The 23,412-nt window shown below is 63.8% G+C and carries 16 protein-coding genes; 13 read left to right on the top strand and 3 right to left on the bottom strand.

Annotation, left to right across the window (positions count from 1 at the left end; genetic code table 11):
• Window positions 1–1,018 precede the first annotated feature (1,018 nt).
• The 11 genes from BM374_RS39125 to BM374_RS36450 all read left to right on the top strand — a co-directional run bounded on the left by BM374_RS39125 (window position 1,019) and on the right by BM374_RS36450 (window position 15,487).
• Complete coding sequence (locus tag BM374_RS39125; protein ID WP_177248791.1) at window positions 1,019–1,195, top strand: hypothetical protein; 177 nt, start codon at window positions 1,019–1,021, stop codon at window positions 1,193–1,195.
• Between the two features lie 203 nt (window positions 1,196–1,398).
• Window positions 1,399–2,283 (top strand): DUF3991 and toprim domain-containing protein, encoded by an 885-nt coding sequence (locus BM374_RS36405; RefSeq protein WP_092303635.1) that lies wholly within the window; start codon window positions 1,399–1,401, stop codon window positions 2,281–2,283.
• 322 nt (window positions 2,284–2,605) lie between these two features.
• Window positions 2,606–3,211 carry a DUF1419 domain-containing protein gene (locus tag BM374_RS36410; protein WP_092303637.1) on the top strand — a complete coding sequence of 202 codons (606 nt, stop codon included), beginning with the start codon at window positions 2,606–2,608 and terminating at the stop codon, window positions 3,209–3,211.
• 164 nt (window positions 3,212–3,375) lie between these two features.
• Window positions 3,376–8,478, top strand: coding sequence for a helicase-like domain-containing protein (locus BM374_RS36415; protein WP_092303639.1), 5,103 nt, complete (start codon window positions 3,376–3,378; stop codon window positions 8,476–8,478).
• Between the two features lie 246 nt (window positions 8,479–8,724).
• Window positions 8,725–10,407: a ParB/RepB/Spo0J family partition protein gene (locus tag BM374_RS36420; RefSeq protein ID WP_092303641.1), complete on the top strand. Its 1,683-nt coding sequence runs from the start codon at window positions 8,725–8,727 to the stop codon at window positions 10,405–10,407.
• Window positions 10,408–10,498: 91 nt separating this feature from the next.
• On the top strand, window positions 10,499–10,972 hold the full coding sequence (locus BM374_RS36425; protein WP_092303643.1) for a UCP036055 family protein: 474 nt from the start codon (window positions 10,499–10,501) through the stop codon (window positions 10,970–10,972).
• Entirely contained in the window at window positions 10,969–11,859 is an 891-nt protein-coding gene (locus tag BM374_RS36430) for a DUF7007 domain-containing protein (RefSeq protein ID WP_092303645.1), read from the top strand. Before BM374_RS36425 ends, BM374_RS36430 begins: the two co-directional genes overlap by 4 nt.
• Window positions 11,856–12,269, top strand: coding sequence for a hypothetical protein (locus BM374_RS36435; RefSeq protein ID WP_092303647.1), 414 nt, complete (start codon window positions 11,856–11,858; stop codon window positions 12,267–12,269). The genes BM374_RS36430 and BM374_RS36435 overlap by 4 nt, the downstream gene beginning before the upstream one ends.
• 400 nt (window positions 12,270–12,669) lie before the next feature.
• Window positions 12,670–13,257, top strand: a complete 588-nt coding sequence (locus BM374_RS36440) for a hypothetical protein (protein WP_092303649.1) — start codon at window positions 12,670–12,672, stop codon at window positions 13,255–13,257.
• Window positions 13,258–13,593: 336 nt separating this feature from the next.
• Complete coding sequence (locus BM374_RS36445) at window positions 13,594–14,520, top strand: ArdC family protein (protein WP_092303651.1); 927 nt, start codon at window positions 13,594–13,596, stop codon at window positions 14,518–14,520.
• 652 nt (window positions 14,521–15,172) lie between these two features.
• A complete protein-coding gene (locus BM374_RS36450) occupies window positions 15,173–15,487 on the top strand; it encodes a DUF736 domain-containing protein (RefSeq protein ID WP_092303653.1) in 315 nt (104 codons plus the stop codon).
• A gap of 108 nt (window positions 15,488–15,595) precedes the next feature.
• Here the strand turns inward: BM374_RS36450 and BM374_RS36455 are convergent, their stop codons facing one another.
• The 3 genes from BM374_RS36455 to BM374_RS36465 all read right to left on the bottom strand — a co-directional run bounded on the left by BM374_RS36455 (window position 15,596) and on the right by BM374_RS36465 (window position 18,727).
• Window positions 15,596–16,510 (bottom strand): nucleotidyl transferase AbiEii/AbiGii toxin family protein, encoded by a 915-nt coding sequence (locus tag BM374_RS36455; protein ID WP_092303655.1) that lies wholly within the window; start codon window positions 16,508–16,510, stop codon window positions 15,596–15,598.
• Window positions 16,507–17,238 (bottom strand): type IV toxin-antitoxin system AbiEi family antitoxin domain-containing protein, encoded by a 732-nt coding sequence (locus BM374_RS36460; RefSeq protein ID WP_244552839.1) that lies wholly within the window; start codon window positions 17,236–17,238, stop codon window positions 16,507–16,509. The genes BM374_RS36455 and BM374_RS36460 overlap by 4 nt, the downstream gene beginning before the upstream one ends.
• A 289-nt stretch (window positions 17,239–17,527) precedes the next feature.
• A complete protein-coding gene (locus BM374_RS36465) occupies window positions 17,528–18,727 on the bottom strand; it encodes an RHE_PE00001 family protein (protein ID WP_244552840.1) in 1,200 nt (399 codons plus the stop codon).
• Window positions 18,728–21,117: 2,390 nt separating this feature from the next.
• Here BM374_RS36465 and repA point away from each other — a divergent pair.
• Window positions 21,118–22,332, top strand: coding sequence for a plasmid partitioning protein RepA (gene repA / locus BM374_RS36480; protein WP_092303661.1), 1,215 nt, complete (start codon window positions 21,118–21,120; stop codon window positions 22,330–22,332).
• A complete protein-coding gene (gene repB, locus BM374_RS36485; protein WP_092303662.1) occupies window positions 22,329–23,348 on the top strand; it encodes a plasmid partitioning protein RepB in 1,020 nt (339 codons plus the stop codon). The genes repA and repB overlap by 4 nt, the downstream gene beginning before the upstream one ends.
• Window positions 23,349–23,412: the final 64 nt, after the last annotated feature.

The raw sequence follows: 23,412 nt of genomic DNA on the forward strand, positions 1-23,412 counted from the left end.
GGAGGCGCTTTCGGTCCGGTCGCCCGGCCTTATACGCATGATCGTCCACCTCGCGGCGGCTGTCCCGGCCATTACGCCGGGCATTTGGGTACTATGACGGCTCCGTCGCCATACAGGTTCTCGAAAGAACCTGCTGTAGGCGATCCCGTAGTTACGTGCGTGGGGAGTTGCGGCATGGTTAGGTGTCCCGTTCGTCTCCTTGATCCACTGACGGTGGTCGTCCCACGCGGACTGGTGGCAGTTCGCACTGGGAGGTGCGATCCGCCCCGCGTGGCATAGCGTGTCAGCCGCGTTCGCTACGGCCAGCCCTTTGGCAACTGGAAACTGGGATTCAGGCAATACAGCTTTCACCATGCATACCTTTACTTTGTACTCTCCACCGGGCTGCGGCACCCGACTTCGAGACGTTTCCCCGGCATGCTCTGGTCCCGTTCCCCTTTCGAGGTTTCAGTCGTTTCCGACACCGGTAAGCCGGGCAAGTAAGAGCCATAACCAGCAGGCTCCATTCTTTCGAACACTCCCTTCTTCTCCACGCCTCTACGGCGCGCCCCTTGCGGGCTGCCATCCCTGACGCGAAACGGCCCGAGTCCCGAACGAGCCAACTGCCGAATCTATCGAAACTCCGCATGTGAGCGTCGGACCTGAAACGCAGCGATGCCTTTGGCCTCGATGACATCGAACGGCAGCCGAAACGTCCGCGGAGCAATCTCCAGGCGGCCAAATCAAATTCGCTCCAGACAAAACGACGGCGGCTGTTCTCGCAGTCAATCAGACCGACACTGCATCCGCGGGCCGAACCATGTGCCTTTCGGCTCACATACTTCCGGTGAAGGACCTACCCCGCTCTCGAATGGGCTTTCCTTGGTTCTGGTGCGGCCTTCCACGATCAACCCACAAGGGGTTCGCTACGCAAGCGTGCGACCTCTCCGGCTTCGCCTTCGAGGTGACCGCGGCCGCCCCTGAACACGTCGGCGCCTGTCGAGCGGGGATGGTCCCCGCCGCAAGACGGGAGCCCTTCATGTCGCACAATCTCACCCTCGTTCAGAACCACGCCTTCGATCTGGCCCGCACGCTGATGGTGCCCGTCATCCTTTTCCAGACAGAGAACGAATTCGGCGTGATGGTCTCCAGCGAATACGACGGCGATCAGGACGCCATCGTCCATGAATACGACCCCTGGTGCCCGGCTCATTGAGCCGGGTGACCGGCTGCCGCTGGCGCCATGCCGGCTGCAAGGGAAGCTTCGCCGCGCACAAGATGCGGCAACTGGCGGTTGGTCAGCGCGCCCTTGCATTCGGCAGGCTTCGCGGCCGGTCGGGGAGGTGCCGCAAGACCAGGAACAAGTGAGACCAACAGAAGAAGGGGCTGGAGTCGCTTGCGCGACTCCGGTGCAGACAAATGGACAAAAGAGAAATTGAAGAGCTGCGCGAAATGGTTGGCTGCGCAGCTCTGCTGGAGAAAGACGGCTGGAAAGTCGACGTCAAGGAAAGCACCCGGCGGGCGATCAAATATCGCCGCGACAGCAGCATCGTCATTGTCATCCACCAAGGCCGCGGCTGGTTCGATCCGTTGTCGCCGGCAAAAGGGGACGTGTTTTCACTCGCTGTACATCTCGGTGCCGATGGTTTCGTCGAGGCATGTGATCGTGTTGCGGATGTGGTTGGCCTCGTTCCTGCGGCACCGGCGTGGCAGCGTCCGGCAAGGCCCAAGACCCTTGCGTCCATTGTAGAGCGGTGGGGACATCGCTTCAGGCCGCGCCCCGGCTCGCCAGCCTGGCGTTATCTCACCGGCGAGCGCGGAATGCCAACCGACATCGTCAATCAGGCGGTCGCGAGCGATCGGTTGCGAGAGGGTCCCCAAGGTAGCATGTGGGCGGCGCATAGCGATTCCGCTGGAGCGCTTACAGGTTGGGAGGAACGTGGACCTACATGGCGGGGCTTCGCCACGGAAGGCGCCAAGGAGCTCTTTCGCTTCGGGTCGGAGGAGGCCGAGCGGATCTGCGTCACCGAGGCGGCCATCGATGCAATGAGCCTGGCCGCGATCGAGGCCCTGCGCCCTGACACCCTTTATGTCAGCACCGGTGGCGGCTGGTCGCCCGCGACCGATGTCGCCATCCGCCGGCTGGCCAAGCGAGCCAACGCTTGGCTCGTGGCAGCAACCGACAACAATCGGCAGGGCGAGGTCTATGCCGACCGTGTTCGTGCCATCGCCGCGGATGCAAGTGCGCTGTATGCCCGATTGCGGCCGTGTGCCGGCGACTGGAATGAGGATTTGAGGGCCTGATGGCTACTTCTTGATGCGGTGCGCGGGGGCGACGCGCAGACTGCGTGGCTGCATCGCGAAGGTCTCTGCATGAGTGGGTCTCTATCCTTCGGCATCGAGCGAAGAAAAAGGAGATCGAATGATGAGGAAGGGGAAATGAAATGAGGCGTTGCCGCACGCCCGGCCGGCGCGTCAAGGGTGAAGCTCCGCCCGCGTTCCGCGGCCCTTGACCCGGCGGACCGTCGATGCGGCCGGCGAGGAGGTGTGATGAAGGACTGAAGTGACGAAGGGATCAGGCGGATCGCTCGCGCTGTCAGTCCGGCCAGGCCAAGAGGAGCCGCCCATGCACACCTCCCCCAACATCCGCAAAGTCTTCGAAGGCGTCGCGACGCGCCACGAGATGCACCGCTTGTTCAATCGCCATCGCGGCGACCCGGCGATGGCCGAAGGTGATGGCCAGCGTCTCTTCGCCGGTGAGTGGTTTGAGATCAACGAGCGGGAGCACGACTACATGTTCGAGATCCTGCCGCCGCTGTTCATGCGCGCCGACATGTTCGCGATGCGCGAATTCATGACGGGCAGCGTCACCAGCATCTTCTTCGCCCTTGCCACCGACGGAAAGCGGCGCTGGTTCCATGGCTATTGCGATCTTTCCGATCGGCTGTCGCCGGAGCGCATGAAGGCTGCGATCATCGAGCGCGAGTCACGGCCCCTGCGCGCGATGACGCGCGACGAGCGGCTCGAGCACATCTGGTCGAGCACGCATGACGATTATCGCGGCTATGCCGGCGAGCGCTGGCCTCAGGCCATTCGCGGCCGCCGCACCGTGCTCGTCTATGCCGGCCAGAGCGGCACAGTCCTGAAGCTGCTCGACGACCTCACCGAGGCAGAGATCGCGGCCAAGCTGCCGGTGCAGTTCCGCCATTTGCCGGAGACGGCCGCGGCCTAGCCCGATCTCCCTGCCCGCCCCGCGGCAGCCCAGCCTCGCGCCGGGCGTCGCATTTCAGAACCCGGCCCGCCGCCGGCCCACTCATCAACCCCCGCATCCCTGTGCCGTCCGTCGCAGCCCGCGTCGGCGGACGGTGGCGCGCGCCCAACCGGAGGACATTTCCCATGTCGCATGACGATCCTTTCACCCTCGACCTCTTCGGCAATACCGCCCTTTCATCCAGCCTCGGCCTCGTCGTCACGGCCTTCGCTGCCGATTTCGGCGGTGACGACGACTATGAGCATGATCCACCGCCGTCGACGCCGGCCTCGGTAAGGCCGGCAATCGAATCGGCGCGGCGCTCCTATGACGGTCCACAAAAGCACGGCGACAATCTCTATCTTTCCGACGCGCGCGGCCTCGCAAAGGGCTGGAAGCAGCGCGCCCGCGACAGCATCGCCGCAGTTCGGCTCGCCGCACAGATCGAGACCGAGGAGCGCCCCGCGACGGCCGAGGAGCAGCGGCAACTGATCCGCTTTACCGGCTTCGGCGCCTCGGAGCTCGCCAATGGCGTCTTCCGCCGACCGGGCGAATCCGAATTCGCAAAGGGCTGGGACGAGATCGGCGCCGACCTGCAGGATGCGGTCGATGAGGCTGACTACGCTTCGCTGGCACGCTGTACGCAGTATGCCCATTTCACGCCGGAGTTCATCGTCCAGGCGATGTGGGCGGGTTTGCTGCGCCTCGGCTGGCGCGGCGGCCGCGTGCTTGAGCCCGGCATCGGCACCGGCTTGTTTCCGGCGCTGATGCCGCCGGTTCTCCGCGAGCTCTCCCAGGTCACCGGCGTCGAGTTCGATCCCGTCACGGCGCGCATCGCGCGGCTGTTGCAACCCCGGGCGCGGATCGTCACCGGCGATTTCGCGCGCACCGAGCTGCCGGCGCGGTTCGACCTTGTGATCGGCAACCCGCCCTTCTCCGATCGCACCGTCCGCTCGGACCGCACGCTGCGCTCGCTCGGTCTGCGGCTCCACGACTACTTCATCGTCAAGGCGATCAAGCTGCTGAAGCCGGGCGGTCTTGCCGCCTTTGTCACGTCGCACGGCACGATGGATAAGGCGGATGGCTCGGCGCGCGCGCTGATCGCGAAGCACGCCGATCTCCTCAGTGCCATCCGTCTGCCGGAGGGTAGCTTCCGCGCCGATGCCGGCACCGACGTCGTGGTCGACATCCTGTTCTTCCGGCGGCGTAAGCACGGGGAGCCCGAAGGCGACCTCTCGTGGCTCGAGCTCGACGAGGTGCGCCCGGCGACCGAGGACGAGGGCGCAATTCGCGTCAACCGCTGGTTCGCGCGCCATCGCCAGCTTGTGCTCGGCGCGCACGCGCTGACCTCCGGCCCGTTTGGCGAGACCTACACCTGTCTACCTGTTGACGGCGAGGACCTCGCGACCTCGCTGGACGACGCGATCACCCTCCTTCCGGTCGCAATCTATAGCGGCGAACCGGAGGCGTTCGACCCTGACGATGAGTGTGAGGCCGAGTCGGCGAAGTCGGAGAGCTCGGCGAGCCTCACGGCGCGTGAGGGCAGTTATCTCCTCAATAGCCGGCATGGCTTGATGCAGATCCTCGACGGGAAGCCGGTTGCTGTCTTGGTGCGCAAAGGCCGCAGCGCCGATGGCATTCCGGAAAAGCATGTCCGAATCGTCCAGAAGCTGATCCCGATCCGCGACGCGGTGCGAGAGGTGCTGAAGTGCCAGGAGCTCGACCAGCCGTGGAAGGATGCGCAGGTCAGGCTCCGCATCGCCTGGTCGAACTTCGTGCGTATCTTCGGGCCGATCAACACGACCGTCGTGTCGACGGCCGAGGACGACGAGACCGGGGAGGTCCGCGAAACGCACCGCAGGCCGAACCTTCAGCCATTCCTGGACGATCCGGACTGCTGGCTGGTGGCCTCGATCGAAGACTACGACCTCGAGTCCGATACGGCAAGGCCGGGTCCGATCTTCACGGAGCGGGTAATCGCTCCGCCGGCGCCGCCCGTCATCACCAGCGCCGCCGACGCGCTGGCCGTCGTTCTCAACGAGCGCGGCTATGTCGACCCCGACCATATCGCGGAGCTCGTGCACCGCGACGCGGACGGCGTCATCGCTGAGCTCGGCAGCGCCATCTTTCGTGATCCCAGCGGCGGCTCCTGGCAGACTGACGACGCGTATCTGTCGGGTGCGGTGCGCGACAAGCTGAAGGTCGCGGAAGCAGCCGCTGCACTTGACCCCGCCTATGCGCGCAACGTGACGGCCCTGCGAGAGGTGCAGCCTGCCGATCTCCGGCCCTCGGACATCACCGCGCGCCTTGGCGCACCGTGGATTCCCGCCGCCGACATCGTCGCCTTCGTCAAGGAGACGATGGGCGCGGAGATCAGGATCCACCACATGCCGGAACTGGCGTCGTGGACCGTGGAGGCCCGGCAGCTCGGCTGGATGGCCGCCGGCACGTCGGAATGGGGCACGGAGCGGCGGCACGCCGGGCAGCTTCTCTCTGATGCGCTCAACTCCTCCGTCCCGCAGATCTTCGATACTATCAAGGATGGCGACAGCGAGCGTCGGATCGTCAATGTCGTCGACACCGAGGCGGCGAAGGAGAAGCTCTCGAGGATCAAGTCCGCCTTCCAGAATTGGATCTGGTCCGATCCGGACCGGACCGACCGCCTGGCGCGGGTCTACAATGACCGCTTCAACAACATCGTGCCGCGCGCCTTCGACGGTTCGCATCTGAAATTGCCGGGCGCCTCGGGCGCCTTCGTTCTCTACGAACATCAGAAGCGCGGCATCTGGCGCATTATCGCCTCGGGCGCTACCTATCTCGCTCACGCCGTCGGCGCCGGTAAGACGATGACGATGGCGGCCGCGATCATGGAGCAGCGCCGCCTCGGGCTGATTGCCAAGGCGATGCTTGTCGTGCCCGGCCACTGCTTGGCGCAGGCGGCGCGCGAGTTCCTGGCACTCTATCCCGGTGCCCGCATCCTCGTCGCCGATGAGACGAATTTCACCAAGGACAAGCGGCACCGCTTCCTGTCGCGCGCCGCGACCGCAACGTGGGACGCGATCATCATCACCCATTCGGCCTTCCGCTTCATCGGCGTGCCGTCCGCGTTCGAGCAGCGGATGATCCAGGACGAGCTCGAACTCTACGAGCAGCTCCTGACCAAGGTCCAAAGCGACGACCGCGTCTCGCGCAAGCGGCTCGAGCGGCTGAAGGAGGGATTGAAGGAACGGCTCGAAGCGCTGGCCACGCGCAAGGACGATCTCCTGACCATCTCGGAGATCGGCGTCGACCAGATCATCGTCGATGAGGCGCAGGAGTTTCGCAAGCTTTCCTTCGCTACCAATATGTCGACGTTGAAGGGCGTCGACCCCAACGGCTCGCAGCGAGCCTGGGACCTCTATGTGAAGTCGCGCTTCATCGAGAGCAAGAACCCTGGGCGGGCGCTGGTGCTCGCCTCCGGGACGCCGATTACCAACACGCTCGGTGAGATGTTCTCGGTGCAGCGCTATCTCGGATACGGCGCACTTCTGGATCGCAAGCTCCACGAGTTCGACGCCTGGGCCTCGACTTTCGGCGACGTCTCGACGGAGCTCGAGCTTCAGCCGTCCGGCAGGTACAAGCCAGTCACACGCTTCGCCACCTTCGTGAACGTTCCCGAGCTGATCGCCATGTTCCGGTCCTTCGCTGACGTGGTGATGCCGGAAGACCTGCGGCAGTACGTGAAGGTCCCGGCGATCTCGACGGGCAAGCGCCAGATCCTGACGGCGAAGCCGACGCCGGCATTCAAGCGCTACCAAGCCCTGCTCGACGCGCGGATCAAGGCGATCGAGATGCGCGATCGTCCGCCGCAGCCGGGCGACGACATCCTGCTTTCCGTGATCACTGACGGCCGCCACGCGGCGATCGACCTGCGCCTCGTCGATCCGTCGAACGACAATGAGCTGGACAACAAGCTGAATCTCCTCGTCGCCAACGCCTTCCGCATCTGGGAGGAGACGTCGGATCACAGCTATGTGCGCGCCGACGGCAAGCCCTACGAGCTCCCGGGCGCCGCGCAGATGATCTTCTCCGATCTCGGAACGATCAGCGTCGAGAAGACGCGCGGCTTCTCGGCTTATCGCTGGATCAGAGACGAGCTCATTCGCATGGGCGTTCCCGCGTCCGAGATCGCTTTCATGCAGGACTTCAAGAGGTCGGAGGCGAAGCAACGCCTGTTCGGCGATGTGCGCGCGGGCAAGGTCCGCTTCCTGATCGGCTCCTCCGACACTATGGGCACCGGCGTCAACGCACAGCTCAGGCTGAAGGCGCTCCATCACCTCGACGTGCCGTGGCTGCCGTCGCAGATCGCACAGCGCGAGGGCCGGATCGGGCGCCAGGGCAACCAGCACGACGTCATCGACATCTTCGCCTATGCGACCGAGGGCTCGCTCGACGCGAGCATGTGGCAGAATAACGAGCGCAAGGCTCGCTTCATCGCCGCGGCGCTCTCCGGCGACACGTCGATCCGTCGGCTCGAGGACCTCGGCGAAGGCCAGGCCAACCAGTTCGCGATGGCCAAGGCGATCGCGAGTGGCGACCAGCGGCTGATGCTAAAGGCCGGGCTCGAAGCCGACATCGCCCGGCTCGAGCGCCTGCGCGCGGCTCATATCGACGACCAGCACGCCGTCCGTCGGCAGATTCGGGACGCGGAACGCGACATCGAGTTTTGCACGCGGCGGATCGCAGAGGTCGGCAGGGATATCGAGTGCCTTGTTCCGACCGCCGGCGACGCCTTCGCCGCGACCGTTGCCGGCAAGCGATATGTCGAGCGCAAGGAGGCCGGCCGCGCGCTGATGAAGGAAATCCTTGCTCTGTTGCAACTCCAGCAGGAGGGCGAGACCAGCATCGCCACGATCGGCGGGTTCGACCTCGAATACTCCGGCGAGCGTTACGGCCGCGACGGCTATCGCTACGGCACCATGCTGATCCGCACCGGGGAAGAGCATGAGATCGAGTTGCCCGTCACGGTGACGCCGCTCGGCGCGATCTCTCGCCTTGAGCATGCATTTGACGATTTCGAGGGCGAGCGGGAGCGCTATCGCCAGCGTCTCGCCGACGCACGTCGCCGGCTCGCCTCGTACCGATCGCGCAAGGATGGCGAATTCGCATTCGCAGCCGATCTCGCCGAGAAGCGGCGGCAGTTGGCGGAAATCGAGAAAGCCCTTGCGACGGATGTGGAGAGCACGGGTGGGAGCGCAATCGCAGCGTGAAGAGGGAGGAAGGGAAGACCCGCTCGCAGAGCGGTCAGGCCGGCAACGCTGACGCTCAACCGCCGCCTGCGCGATCCCAGCCCGTCGTCCTTCGCAGGGCTGTTAGCCCTGCTTGTCCGGCCTGGCAGGGATGCTCGGCCGCAGTTGTGCCGGCCCGACCGCTCCGCGGGGCCCGGGGTGTCTTCGGGAAGAAGACGAGGAAGGGCCGCAAGACCTGGTCCGAGAAACCCAAACAGGAGAAATTCCATGCAACTCATCAAGATTGATCCGCGTGCGCTCAACGAAAATCCCGACCGCATGCGCCAGACGAAGTCGACGCCGCAGGCCGATGCCCTGCTGCTCGCGACGATCAAGGCCGTCGGCATCGTCCAGCCACCCGTCATCACGCCCGAGACTGGCGGCGGCAACGGCTATGTCATCAATGCCGGTCATCGCCGTGTGAAGCAGGCGATCGCTGCCGGCCTCGAGGAGATCGACGTCCTCGTCGATGAGGCGGCGAACGACAACGGTGCCATGCGCTCGATGATCGAGAACATCGCGCGTGAAGCGCTCAATCCCGTCGACCAGTGGCGCGCGATCGAACGCCTCGTCGCGCTCGGCTGGACCGAAGAGGCAATCGGCGTCGCTTTGACCCTGCCCGTCCGGCAGATCAGGAAGCTCCGCCTGCTCGCCAACGTGCTGCCGATCATGCTCGATCACATGGCCAAGGGCGACATGCCAGACGAACGTCAGCTTCGTACCATCGCCTCGGCGTCGCTCGACGAGCAGAAGGAGGTCTGGAAGAAACACAAGCCCTCCAAGGCGGTTCCGCAGGTGTCGTGGGGGAGCGTGACACAGGCCCTGACTAAGGCCCGTATGTACGCTAGTCACGCCAGCTTCGGTGACGACCTCGCCCAGGCCTACGGCATCCAGTGGGTCGAGGACCTGTTTGCGCAGGCGGAGGACAGCCGCTACACCACAGATGTCGAGGCGTTCCTCGGCGCGCAGCAGGAGTGGATGACGAACAACCTGCCGAGGAAGGGCATCATTGCCGAGACGACGAACTGGGGCGAGGTCAAGCTGCCGCCGAAGGCGGAGCGCGTCTACGGCAAGCCGTCAAAGTCGGATTGCACGGCGATGTACCTCGACCGTGACGGCCAGGTGCAGAGCGTACATTACCGCATGCCTGCGGCGAAGAAGTCGAAGGATGGGGGCATGGCGACCGGCACTGACGCTGCCGACGAGAGCACAGCGGTCTCGAAGCCGCGTCCCGACGTGACGCGCAGGGGCATCGAGATCATCGGCGACCTCCGAACGGACGCCCTCCATGAGGCGCTGGCGCGCGCGCCCGTCGAGGATGACGCGCTGATGGCGCTGTTGATCCTCGCCTTCGCCGGCAAGAACGTCTCGGTCGATTCCGGTAGCGGTGGCACCTATTACGGCAACCGCCGGATTGCGCGCCATGCCGCGACGCTGTTCGATCAGGACGGCAAGCTCGTCCTCGACATGGACACACTGCGCGTTGCGACGCGCTCGATCCTCGTTGAGGTTCTCTCGTGCCGAGAAAACCGCACCGACAGCGGCATCGTTGCGCGCGTCGCCGGCGAGATGGTCGGAGCGGACAACTTCCTGCCGAATATGGGCACCGACGACTTCCTGTCGTGCCTGTCGCGCACCGCGCTCGAAGGCTCGTGCAAGGACGCTTCGGTTCTCCCGCGCCAGAAGGTGAAGGAGACCCGCGCCGCTTTGGTCGAGCACCTCAAGGAAGGCCGCTTCGTCCATCCGGCAGCGCTGTTCGCTCCGGACAAGGCCAACTTACTGGCTTGGCTGGCAAAGAACGCCGTCACCGCCGCTGACGAGGCCGACGATCAGGTCGAGGACTCGGACGCTGGCGACGAAGATAGCGGCGAAGCCTTAGGTGATGAGGCGTTCCGTGAGGCGGCTGAATAGCCCGCCGCCATCGACAATCCGAATGACACCCCGCCGCCGGCTTGAGCCGGCGGCGGCTTCGTTTCCAACACCCATGAACAGGAGGACGTCCATGTCCGCGCAGTTGATCTACGACCTCGTCCCGCTCGGAGCGATCATACGGTTTTCTGACGGCACGCCGCGGCCACCGGAGCGGCATCGCAAGAAGCTCGCGGCCTGGGGACACCGCAACAACGGTGGTCGGCTGATCCAAAAGCGAGCAGAACGCCGCGTCGGCAACACCGTCATCGGCGCCACCATCACATTGCACGTCGGCGACTATGGCGGCGGTGTTGTGGTGCTTCGTGTCCACCGGACCTTCTCGGTCGACAGCGACCTGAGGTTCGTCGTGACCGAACGCCCGAGGGTTGGTGCGGTCCGCGTGCTCAGCCGACCCGGCGAGGACGCCGAACTCGTCTATCTCGCCAGCAGCCGCGCCGACGCCGAAATCTGGCTGCAGAGCCACGGTTATCCGGATGCGGTTCTCGATGAGGTGACAACGGATGCGCCGGCAGCCGACGTCATGGAGGGGAGGACGGCCGCATGATCACGCCCTCACCCCTCACCACCGTGACGCGCTCGAATTCTGGATTTCCCGAGGTCGAGTTCGGCCGCAGCGGCGACGGCTATCTCGTCGCTCGCGTCGGCGACACAGCCTTCGCCATGCTGCCGGGACGCAACGCCCGCCATTATCTCGCGACCGGCTGGCGCATCAACCGGCCGATCGCCGAATGGAAGCGCTCTGACTTCTATGGCCATTCCGGCGGGCTCGCCGACGAGGCGGCCTTCCGAACAAAGGTCGCGGAGAACGCCGAGCATCAGCGCGAGAAGCGTGCGCTCGGCCGTCGCGAGATTGGCTTCAATGCGAACACGCCATGGGGGCCGTCGCAGGGGGCAACCGTCTACGCGGAGGGCATTGTCTGCCATTCGACGGCGGGCCACGGCGGCTTCCATCTCTCGGCCGAGCGCAACCGCAAAGTCAACCCTGTATTGCGCGCGCCGGGCGGCTGGTACGAAGAAGACGAGGCCTGGGCGATCGTGGCGATCACCTTCCCGCATCTGTTCACCGGCTACGAACGGCGCTGCGCCGAGCGCACAATCAAGGATAGCTGGCCCGATGCGTGGGAGGCGATCTTCGGGATCGTGCTGGAGCCCGGCGAATCCCGTGAGAAGGATCGGCGCGCCTTCGAGAAGGAGCACGCCGGCAACTGGATTGTCGTGTCGGCGATCTCGTCGGATCAGCAGGCAGGCTTTGTTGAAGTCGTCGCCACGCCGGGCGGCAGACGCGGCGCGGGCACTGAGGAGCGACGTTTCCTCGTCCCGTCCGACGAGTACCGGATTGGCCGCTTCGGCTTCGTCGTCGATGAGACCCGCCATCCGGTCTATTCCGGACCATCGAGCTTCATCGGCTGGCAGGGAAGGACGTCCCCATGAAGGCTTCCCCCGGACCCCTCGCCCAGCTTTCGCGCATGGAGGAGGCGCGTCGCCAGACGCAGCGCCAGCTCGACATGATCGATCGGCAGATCATCCGGCGCATGACGGGGCTCATCCCGCAGCTCGGCAGCAAGCGGTCCGGATACCGTCGCGGCAAGCCGCCTGACCCGAGTGCATTTCTCGAACGCTATCGCTCGAACCTTGGGGCGATCACCGTAGAGCGCCAGCCTGAGATCGACACGCTTTCGCGCAAGCTCGCCAGGCAGGATACTGCGATTGAGATGCTGCGTTCTCGATGCGCGCCGGAGTCTCGCCCCGGTCGTGACGACTCGGAGCGCGAACATCGCATGGACGAATGTCGCAGTCCGGCCGACCGTCGTCCGGGCAAGCGGCATGGCGCTGCGGCCTAGCAGGGCCAAAGCCGACCTTGTGGCTCGCTCAGGCGAACATCTCGAGCATGGCGCGAAGCTGGCGGTCTGCTGGGTCGAACCTTTCCGCATTCGCCAACCCGGCCCGCACCCTGTCGGCTCTCCCCTCGGGTTTTGCTGCGGTCTGCGCCGCCGGCGGTCCGCTTCAAGGCCAAGTCGCAAGCGACCAGGAACCGCCGATCTCGGCAAGGCCCGGCCGCGTCCGGCGCTGGGCCCCAGCAAGCTGGGACCCTGCTTGTCCGCAGCCAGACCTCGCTCGCCTGGCGGTCCCCGGACCTTGAAGCGGCCCTCATCCCGGCGGCGCTGGGCGACCGCACCCGAAGGGAGGTCCGGCAGGGGCCGGATCGAACCTGATGGCGAAACCTAAGAAAGGAATTCACCAATGACCAAACCTGCTCGCTCCTCTCGCGCCAGCGCCCGTGTCATCCCCCTTCGCAAGGGCACCACTCTCGAAATGGTCCGGCTCGCCTGCCCCGACGTGGCACAGGCACAGCGCATCTCTGAAAGCTTCGGCCTTGCGATCCTGGACAGCGACGGCATCCGCGATCTGCATGAGCGGCTCATCATCGAAACCGCCGACGCGCTCAAGGACGGCCTGAGTGAGCGCGCAATGCAGATTCACCTTCAACGGATCGTCGGCGCTTATGTCGGCTCCGCGCACGGCGCTGGCCAGTTCTACACCCGCGCAGTGACCGAAGCGCGAGATGCGACCGCCAAGCTTGCCAACGACGGCCGCGATGAGGACCTCGATGGTCCGGTCGGCTTCGATAGCCAGGCACAGCGCAAGCGCGAGTTCGCCGCCGACATGGGCGTTCAGTCTCACGCGATTCGCATGGCCGCCGAGGGCGCCGTCGCCGCCTACGAAAAAGTCGTCGGCGAGACCTGGAAGCCTTTCGAACGTCCTGTAGACCCCACGACCGACACCGTCGGCAGGAAGGCGGCCAAGGCACAGATGTCGGCGTTCGACTGATGCGGCCGGCGGGGCTTCGGCCCCGCTATTCTCTTTCACCATTCAACGTCGGCCGGTCCCTGGGGCCGGCCATTTTCATGTCGCCCGGCGCGACGGGGCAAACGAGCAAAGAGAAATGAATCTGGTTGGACTGCCCCTCGCGGCCCCTAGCGGCGTTCGATCGATGCTCCGGCCCGTGCGGCAGCGCAACGGCTTTGCCGTCCTCCACTGACGTTCCGGTCCGGCGTCTCTGTTGCCACTCAGACCACATGCGCCACCGGATGCGCGACCCCGCAGGCCTTCGCAGCGGACCCGTGAGGGCCGCGATGGGCGCGGTCTTCAACGGAGATTAGGATCATGACAGGTAAGGAAACGAAACCCCGCGCCGAAATCTATGCACGGATCACCGATCGCATCGTCGCGGACCTGGAGCGCGGTGTACGTCCGTGGGTCAAGCCATGGAATGCGGGCAACGCCGCGGGATGCATCACGCGGCCGCTGCGCCACAACGGCATGCCTTATCAGGGCATCAACGTCGTGCTGCTGTGGTCGGAAGCCGTCGCGCGTGGCTTCACATCACCGATCTGGATGACCTTCAAGCAGTCGCTCGAACTTGGGGGTCACGTCCGCAAGGGTGAGAGTGGAACAATGGTCGTCTATGCAAACAAGTTCACTAAGACTGAGACCGATAAGCATGGCGATGACGTCGAACGGACCGTGCCGTTCCTGCGTGCCTATACGGTGTTTTGCGTCGATCAGATCGACGACTTGCCGGATCACTATTACGGGCGCCCGGCTCCAAGCATCGCGCCGACGCAACGCCTTGCGCATGTGGACGGATTCTTCGCCAATACGGGCGCAACCATCCGACATGGCGGCGACAAGGCATTTTTTGCGCCGGCGCTCGATCTCATCCAGATGCCGCCATTCGAGAGCTTCCGTGACGCGGAGAGCTACGCCGCCACGCTCGCGCACGAATGCGTGCATTGGACCGGGCCGGTGCACCGCGTCAATCGCGACCTCAGCCGCTACGCCAAAGATCGAAGCGAGCGCGCCCGCGAAGAGTTGGTCGCCGAACTTGGCGCCTGTTTCCTCAGTGCGGATCTCGGTATCGTACCCGAACTCGAGCCGCGCGCCGATCACGCCAGTTACCTTGCGTCGTGGTTGGAGGTACTCTCCAACGAGAACCGCTTCATCTTCTCCGCAGCCGCCCACGCTCAGCGGGCAGTCACTTATCTGCACGATCTTCAACCCAAGCCGGCCGAGATTGACCAAGCGGCATGAGGCGCAACGATCCACGCGTCGGCCGCTTGCGCTTCATCGTTCACCTTTAGGGAAAATGACGAAGGCCTCGCCTCACCGCGGGGCCTTTTTTTATGTGCATCGTCATGCGTGTGCCGGCGACTGGAGAGGCCGCGCTTCCCATTCTGACGGTGTCGTCGAGATGGGCCGGGCGGGTTCTTCCAGCTTCCGAGATGCCGGTCTGTTTCTGGGCGAGCGCCTTTCCGAAGCCGCAGAATGCTGATGTCATCCACGATGCGACGGTCCGGGGTGTTATTGCGTCCGCCGGAACCGGAAGGCTTACGGGGTGCCTGCGAGTCTTTTCACCAACGCGCCCGTCGTCGTGCGGTGTGGCTTGCCTGTGGCTCCGTCGGATCCTCATCGTTCGGCCTGTCGCGCCCAATGCGTCCTCGATTTGGCATGTCTAACCGAAGGCCGTCGTCGCTGCGCTCCGCCTCGATCAAAAGACCGCAACGGCCGTTCTCCGCTTTCTTCCCCTGGCCGCTGCGCGCCCATTCCTCGCGAGACAAGAAAGCATCGCCCTGGCCGCCCTCTACTGCGTGGCGGCCCTTCGGGTGCGGCCCGATCGCCTCCGGTCAACGACAGCCATCGAGGTCGCGATGGTCGCGGCCCGAGAACGACAGAGGATACGAACATGGCTACCATCGGCAACTTCATCGTCAGCGGCAACGGCTTCGTGGGCACCGTCAAGACCCTCGCCCTCGGCACCGTGAAGGCCAAGATCGTCCCGGCCGAGCGGACCTCGGACAAGGCCCCGGACTACCGGATCTTCGCAGGCACGATCGAGTTCGGCGCCGGTTGGAAGAAGAAGTCCCAGGAGCAGAACCGCGACTACCTGTCGGTCAAGCTGGACGACCCGAGCTTCGCGGCTCCCATTTACGCCACGCTGGTCGAAGTGGAAGGCGAGGAAGGCCACTCGCTCATCTGGTCTCGCCCGAACCGCGACTGAGACGTCGCGCAGCTGGCCCCGCCGCGAGGCGGGGCCTTCACGCGTAGGCGGAATGGAGAACGAATTTTGCAAGGAGTTGAACGCGCGCGTAAGGTTGGCAAGCGCGGCTCATCCAAATAGCCGAGCCAGCGCGTCCGATTGCTCAGCAAATTTTCGGGCATTGGTTTTCCGAAGCCGTTCCAGGTTTTGCAGCTTCCATCGCAACCCGGGAAGCCGCTCCAGGTGCGGCAGGCCTAGTAGCGACCATTCGGGTGCTGCGGCAACTAGCGACAGCAGGAAGCTGCGCTCATCGGCGCTCAGACCTTGCTGCAGTTCGCGCATCATTCGCTCTCGCGCTGCCAAGAGCGCATCGAGTTCAACGGGCTCGGCGGTCATGCCCGCGAAATTGTGCTCGAAATCCTGCCGGATGTCGCGCAACGACGGAAACAGGACTTCGTGCACCGGCCGATTATGGCTCGCGAGATAGACGACGAAAGCACGGCGGATGCCGGGCGTGATTCCTTCGTGCGCGAAAAGCTGTGTGACGTCGAACAGATCGCGAGGATGCTGCCGGTCCATGGCCGCAACCAATTTGCCGCCATACACGTCTTCGAACGACACCACCGGGATTTCGAGATCCGCCTGCAGCGTGTCGCGCGCAGGCTCTGTCAACGACGCTATGTGCACCGGGTGAACGGTACCGCGCATAACGAAATTGACCTCGACCTTCACTTCGATGCCGCCTCGACGCACCAGCAGCTTGGTCTCGCCGGAATCCGTTGCGGCCGGCGCATGGGTCTGGAAGCCCTGCTTCTGCAGGCGCGCGGCCGACTGGCGGATGGCTTCGTTGATGCGCTGCAGCGCCTGCTCGCGCGGCAGCGTGTGGTCAGGAAACACCAGATCGAGATCGACCGACAGCCGCGGCATGTCGCGCACGAACAGGTTGATCGCCGTGCCGCCCTTGAGTGCGAAGATATCCTCGACGAGCACCAGCGGCGCCACGCGTGTCAGCAACCGTGCGCTGTCGAGGTAGATCTGGTTCATGGCTTCAGCACCAGGAGTCCATCACCGGAGCGTGACACCCAGGCCCTGTCGCTCCCCTTGGGCAACTGAGACGGATCGAGCTTGCCGGCCCAAGGCTGGGAGAGTTCGCGGCCGAGCTGCAAGCACAGGCGAACGGTCTTGACGCTGGTGCAGCGCTTGAGCAGGTCTCGCAGCAGATCGGCGCGCAGGCTGTAAGTGCTTTCGACCAGCTCGCGCGCTTCTTGCAACGGCTGCCGGACGCCGACTTCGCTTAACACCTCCAGTAATGCGCGTTCCGGCGCGGAGACGAGCGGGCCGTCCTTGCGGTTCTCGAAGGGTTGGACATGAAGCAGCGCGCCAGGCTCCTCCTCGAAGAGTCGCTTGCGGTGGTACTCGGCCGGGAAGCGCTCGGTGAACCACTCCGGAAGGCGTCCCGCTTTCCAGCCATAGAGGTGGAGGACAGGCCGTTGGGACAGGTAGTGCCGTATGCCGTGCCAGTCGAGCGCGGACTTGCCGCCGACGTGCAATCCTTCGAAGCTCCGCTGCAGCAGGACGAGGCTCGAATGCAAGACGGGAGGATCGTTCGGCCGGAAATACACGCCGCGGGCCAGCCGTTGTAGCCAGCCGGCACGGACATAGTGGACGGCAAGGTCGGCCGAGATCCCGAGCGCTGCGAGGTCTTCGGAAGTCAGCGGCGTGCCGGGTGCAAGGTAGGTGTAGAGCTTGTTTAGCTTGTCCCTTTGAGTCATAGCCATACTACGATAATAGGAACTATTCTAAGGATTTGCAAGTTTAGTTTTGCTGCGATTATCGTAGTCTGACTACGATAATCATGTCAAAATCAATCCTGTTTCGGGCCTTCCTTTCCGCGAGTGGTCTCCCATGGATTAAAGGCCTGGTATTTTATTACCGGATTTTGCATCACACCCTCCGGGGGCTGGAAAAGGCCGCCGCCTGCGCTCAAGCGGCGGCGTTTTTTGTCTTATTCCCCAGCGAGGCGGCCCATCCGCCGAGCATCCACAGTGCCGACTTTCGCCTCTACAGGACCCCCCACGCCCGATAGCGTCCCCGACCGGTCGCCTCGCGTAGGCCGAGCTCGGCGACCAGGTTTTGGGCGGCACGGGAAGTAATCCCAAGTTCCGCCGCGATCATCCCCGCCGAGACGATCGGCCTGGTCAGCACGTAGTCGAGGAGAGCCGGCAGTTTTGAAGTGGCGCGACGGCCGGCGAGTTTGCGGGCAAGCAGATTTCTGGTCATCAGCCAGCGGTCGTGGTCCTTACGGCCAGACTCGGCGGCGGCGGTGATGGCCTCGAGTTGCACGATCAAACGCGCCGCGACGTCGCGTGGCCGCCGACGCTCGCGCGGAATACTTTTCAGCCCGGCATGCAGGCACGGCAGATGCGAGCGCGTTTTGCCGCGGTCCCTCAACAATGCCGCGGCGAGCAGGCGGCCGAGCCAAGGCGTGTGCTCGAGCGGTTCGATCACGCCCCAGGCGTCGGCGGCAATCGCACCCGCAAGGGTCGGCGGCAAGCCACGAGTCTGGTTGACCACGTCGCGCCAGTGATCGAGGCGTCCCTCCTCGTCCCAGTCGGGATCGTAGATGAGGGAATCCCGCTCCGGCCGGAACCGGGTCTCGTCGGCAAGCCTACGCTCGGTCCTGGCGTTTGCGGCGTCGACGGCAGCGAAGGCGGAGGCCAAATGGGAATCGGCCTCGATGGCACTGATCGGCTCTTCGAGATCCACGTCGTCCCGCTCGCCGTCCTCCTCGAGCTTAAAACTTCTCTCACCTGCCTTCCAATTACTCCTTTCCTCTTCTCGCTCGCCCCGGCCGCGCAGGCTGGCGAGTCCGGTAGTTGACAGCGCCCAATCGGGCTTCGCGTCGGCGATGCGTCGACGGGCGCGTAGCACGGCATGGGCCCGGGTCAGCTCATGGGTGGGAGCGCGGACGTCCATGCCGGCGTCGTGGAGCACGAGGTCTTCGAGATGGACAAGTTCGCCATCTAGCCACAGACTGGCGCAAGCGTCCGTGAAGTGCGTCCGGTTGAGTGCGCCGTCGCGGATTGGACTTTTGGCCAGCCGCTCATCGAAGCGGGCCACAGCATCCTCGGCGGCGGCGAGCGGCCCGACGAGCTGGGCCCAGGGCAGCGGATCGGGGATTTTGTAGGTAGGCGGCAAGGTCCTGATAACCCTAATGGGAACCATCGAAACGGAAGCTAACATGGCTTTTGCTTCCGTCATAGCGATGTCGGTTCCGGTCGTGCCGGGAATTAGATTCCTCGCAAACCAGCGGGTTCGGCGAGCTCAAGTTAGGCTAGTCACCACGGTCGGGACGATGCGTCGCTTGTCAGCCTCCCCTCTTCCGGACGCTTTCGGCCATCGTCCTCGTGATCGCACTCAGATGTCTTCGTCGGTCAGAGCGACAGTCCGAGCGGCTCCTTGGTCACGGCTCTCCGCCTGGCTTGCGTAAAGTCTGCGCGATGGCTTTGCAGCGAATCATCGTTCATGACTTCTGCCATGCCCAGCCCCGCTCCGATAGTAGCGTTCATTAGCGCCTGAACATCGATGGCTCGCCAAGATATCGGGCGCATGCAGAGGCGAGACAGCCCCCGAAATTGAGCCGAGCCGGGCGTCGGCCCTTGCCGTAGTCGTTAGCGTGGAGCGCGCTGCAGGCCGCTTCGGGTTGCCACATTCACCGTCTTCCGGGAGGATTCACGCCATATCTGCACGATAGGGTCGCGAAGAGGCGCAGGGGGGCCATAACTCTTATGGTTAGGATTCTATGAATCCCAGGCTTCCCTCCTCCGGTGCTGTGTCCCTAAAGCCGCGGCATGTCCCGCGCTCGAGGCGAGAACAGTCTTGTCCGGCCTTCACCTTCCGCGCCGTGTGAATTCATCGGATCGACGAGGCCGATACGATGCCGACTTGCCTCAACTGGACGAGACGTGCGTCGGGGACTTGGATCCAAATGGACCGCAGGGGCACAGATTGTTGTCAGCTGACAACACCGTCGTCACGGTAGGGCCCTTGTTGTCAGCTGACAACAATGCTTCAGCTGGGTAGCTGACACCGCAGTTGACTTTTCCCCTGCCCGATCGGATCCCGTTTGATGTCTCACCCAACTCCGGGAAATTGGATTGTTGGTCGGCCCTTGCTCGACGACGCGGATCGACGAGGCTCGATGCCGGCTCGCCTCAACTGGAGGACGTGCGTCGGGGCTTGGATCCGAATGTACTGCGGGGCACAGATTGTTGTCAGCTGACAACATCTATCCTCTTGGGTCGGCCCTTGTTGTCAGCTGACAACAATGCTTCAGTAGCTGGTGCTGGCACGGTAGTTGATTGTTCCCCTGCCCGATCGATCCCGTTTCATGTCACCTAACTCCGGGGAATTGTTGGTCGGCCCTGTTGCCGGCCAATGGAGTGCCGTTCCGAGGCTGGACGCCGCGGAACAACTTCTCGACGGATCGGATCGAGGCAGTGCCGCGAGCTCACCCGGCTCGTCGCCCGGGCCCCTTCCCCACATGCACGGTCACGGCTCGATCACCGATGGCGACTAGATCGTCTAGGATTCGGCTTTCGCCCCCCGGCCGTGACACCGCACCCCCCCCCCCCTGGGGGCGGTCCGGACCCAGGGAGTGGACGTTGTCAGCTGACAACAATCTGTGGGACCTCCCACCGAAGGACGGCGTCCCGCGATCGAAACGCCTTGCCCAGGAAGGCGCGGGAAGGAGCCCGAAATCCGACGCGGCGCACCGATCCGCAGCGCGGCTTGTCGACGACGAGGTGACCCGAGGCCACATGGCCTCCCCTTCGTGGTAAAGCAGCGCCGGGCGAGTAGTTGGCCTTGCGGCCGGAGGTCCGGGCCCCTCGGTGTATCAGGCGGCGCAACAACCAACCGCGGATGCCTTCGGAACGGAGTCAGTCGATTGCTCGACACCTGATCGTCCGACCGCTTGGTGACATGTTGCCGTGTGGCGCTCACTCCTGCCCCTGACAAGCCGCGCTAGCGCGGTGCTGCGGTATTGTGTCGATCAACCCCGCGATAACCCGTCCTCCTGCAGGACCTGCCGAGCCAAACTCCCGCAACGCCCCACGCTCGCAATTCTGTCCGGGTGCTTCAACGAGACGGGGAGGGCGCTCTTCGCGGGACCGTCGCTTTCCGGCATCGGACTGAGTAGCTGAGCGAACTCCCCGTACAATATGAGCGACGCGATTCTCCTGGGCGACGACTGGCGGGAAGGAGGAATAGGGAGGACGCTCGCGCGGCGATAGATCCACCGCTCATCAAGGGCCAGTGCGCGCTGGCTCGACACCAGCGGAAAGGTGAGGCGCCGGTGCTTCCACACGGTAGCAGATCGGAGCAGCGGGTGGCGTGGTGCAAAATGACGCCTGGGGTCCTGCAGCCCGGCCGAATCACGCTATAGTAAAGACTCGCTCCGCCGACTGGGGCGTTGTTGTCAGCTGACAACCGCGGGGCGATGCCCAGAAAGACGCTGCGCGCTGTTGGGCACGCCACCGGGCGTTAAGAACTCGTTAACCCTTTATTTCTTGCTCAAATCATAGAATCGTGGCCATCTCTCAAGACGGAGAATAGGCGTCTGACGCGCAGAAACCGTCTTGAGAAGGTAGATGACGAGCTTAGCGGAAGAATCGGTGACGATGAGTGAGACTGCGTCTGCGCGGATCTCCCGGCATGCCGGCATTCTGTCCGGTCAGCTGCGATCGCTCGCGACGACGCTTTTCCCACCTTCAGCGAGCAAATCGCTCCGCTCGTTCACCTCAGGGGAGGTCGCGCGAATTGCGGGCGTATCCGATGGGTACCTTCGACAACTTTCTCTCGACGGACTAGGGCCGACCCCGACGACAGGAATCGGTGGCCGGCGGTCTTATACCCTGGCTCAGATTCATGAGTTGCGAGGGTATCTAGCCACCGCGCGCCCGCGCGAAGCATTGGAATTTCTGCCGCGCCGGCGCCCAGGCGACAAGCTCCAAATCATCACTGTCGCGAACTTCAAAGGTGGCTCCGCCAAGACGACGACAGCGCTGTATCTGTCGCAATACCTCGCCCTTGCCGGCTTTCGGGTTCTGGCGATCGATCTCGATCCGCAAGCTTCGCTGTCAGCAATGTTTGGGTACCAGCCCGAGTTCGACATCGCCGCGAACGAAACCCTCTACGGCGCCATACGATATGACGAACACCGGCGGCCAATGCGCGAGGTCGTTCGCCCGAGCTATTTTGACGGGATAGGTCTCGTGCCAGGCAATCTCGAGCTCATGGAGTTCGAGCACACCACGCCTCGAGCAATGGTTGAGCGGCGTGAACGCGGGCACGATTTATTCTTTCGCCGTGTCGCCAGCGCCATCGATCAGGTCGCCGACGACTATGACGTCGTCGTCATCGACTGCCCACCCCAACTTGGCTACTTGACGATGGGCGCGCTAAACGCGGCGACCGCCATGCTCGTGACCATTCATCCTCAGATGGTCGACGTTGCATCCATGAGCCAATTTCTCCTCATGACGTCGGACCTCATGTCCGTCATCGAGGACGCGGGTGGGCGCCTCGATCACGATTTCATCCGGTACGTCATCACGCGTCACGATCCCAATGACGTGCCCGAAGCTCAAATCGTGGCGCTCCTTCGCACCCTTTTTGGATCGGATGTGCTCCAGGCGACAGTGTGGAAATCGACCGCGATCGCCAATGCCGGTCTCACCAAGCAGTCGCTTTACGAGCTGGAGCGCGGCGCCGTAGGGCGGGGCGCCTACGACCGGGCATTGGAATCGGTCGACGCGGTCAATGCCGAAATCGCGCAACTTCTTAAGAAGGTGTGGGGTCGATGAGCAAACGTACTGACACCATCAAGAGCCTTTTCACGGCCCCACAGTCGCCTGCGTTGTCAGCTGACAACGTGCCGGGAGCGTTGCCACGGGTCTCGTCCGGGTCAGTCCGGTCGTTGAAGGACACTTTTTCCGGAGTCGAGAAAGAGAACGAGGAGTTGCGTGAGAGGATTGCCTCCGGGGCGATGATCCTTGAAGTCGACCCCTCACTTATCGATCCGTCGCCGCTAGCCGACCGGTTTCGCGACCAGGATGATAGCTCGTTCGAGGCACTTAAGCAGTCGATCGCACAGCGTGGTCAAGAGGTGCCCATTCTCGTTCGAGAGCATCCTGAAGCAAAAGGGCGCTACCAGAGTGCGTATGGTCATCGCCGCGTCCGCGCCACGCGCGAACTGGGCATTTCGGTCAAAGCGATCCTGCGAGCGCTGTCAGATGAAGCACTTGTCGTGGCGCAAGGGCTCGAGAACGCGTCACGCGAAGATTTGAGTTTCATTGAGCGCGCCACCTTCGCGATGCATATCGAAGATTCCGGGCACAGTCGGTCAATCGTACAAGATGCCCTGTCGGTCGATCGGGCGGAGGCATCGAAACTTCTTGCCGTTGCTCGATCGGTCCCAGCTGAAGTCATTCAAGCAATCGGGAAGGCTCCGAAAGTTGGCCGCGGCCGTTGGCAGTCATTTGCTGAATTGATCAAGGACGCTGCGGCCCTCAAACGTGTCAGAGCGGCAATCGCTGAACCAAAATTTGCAGAGCGAGAAACCGACGCTCGGTTTCTCGCAGCATTCACAGCGGCAAACCGTCCATCTGCTGCGGGGACATCGAAGGCTTCGGAAGAGAAGCCGGTCTTTTCCGCATCCGGCGACAAGATTGCGCACGTGCGTCAGGTCGAACGCGAATTGAAGCTTACCCTCGACAAGAATGTCTCGGCGACGTTCGCGGCATTTCTCGTCGACCAACTCCCGACCCTGTTCGACGCCTTTTCCAAGACGAGCAGTGGTCAGGAAACTACCGAGGCCTGACGGCCTCGTCCCGCAACACGAACCAGGAGCAGACAAGGCAAAAGAAAAAGGCCCCCGAAACGGA

Origin of the sequence: Bradyrhizobium sp. Ghvi (genome assembly GCF_900115265.1) — a bacterium.
GTDB lineage: Bacteria > Pseudomonadota > Alphaproteobacteria > Rhizobiales > Xanthobacteraceae > Bradyrhizobium.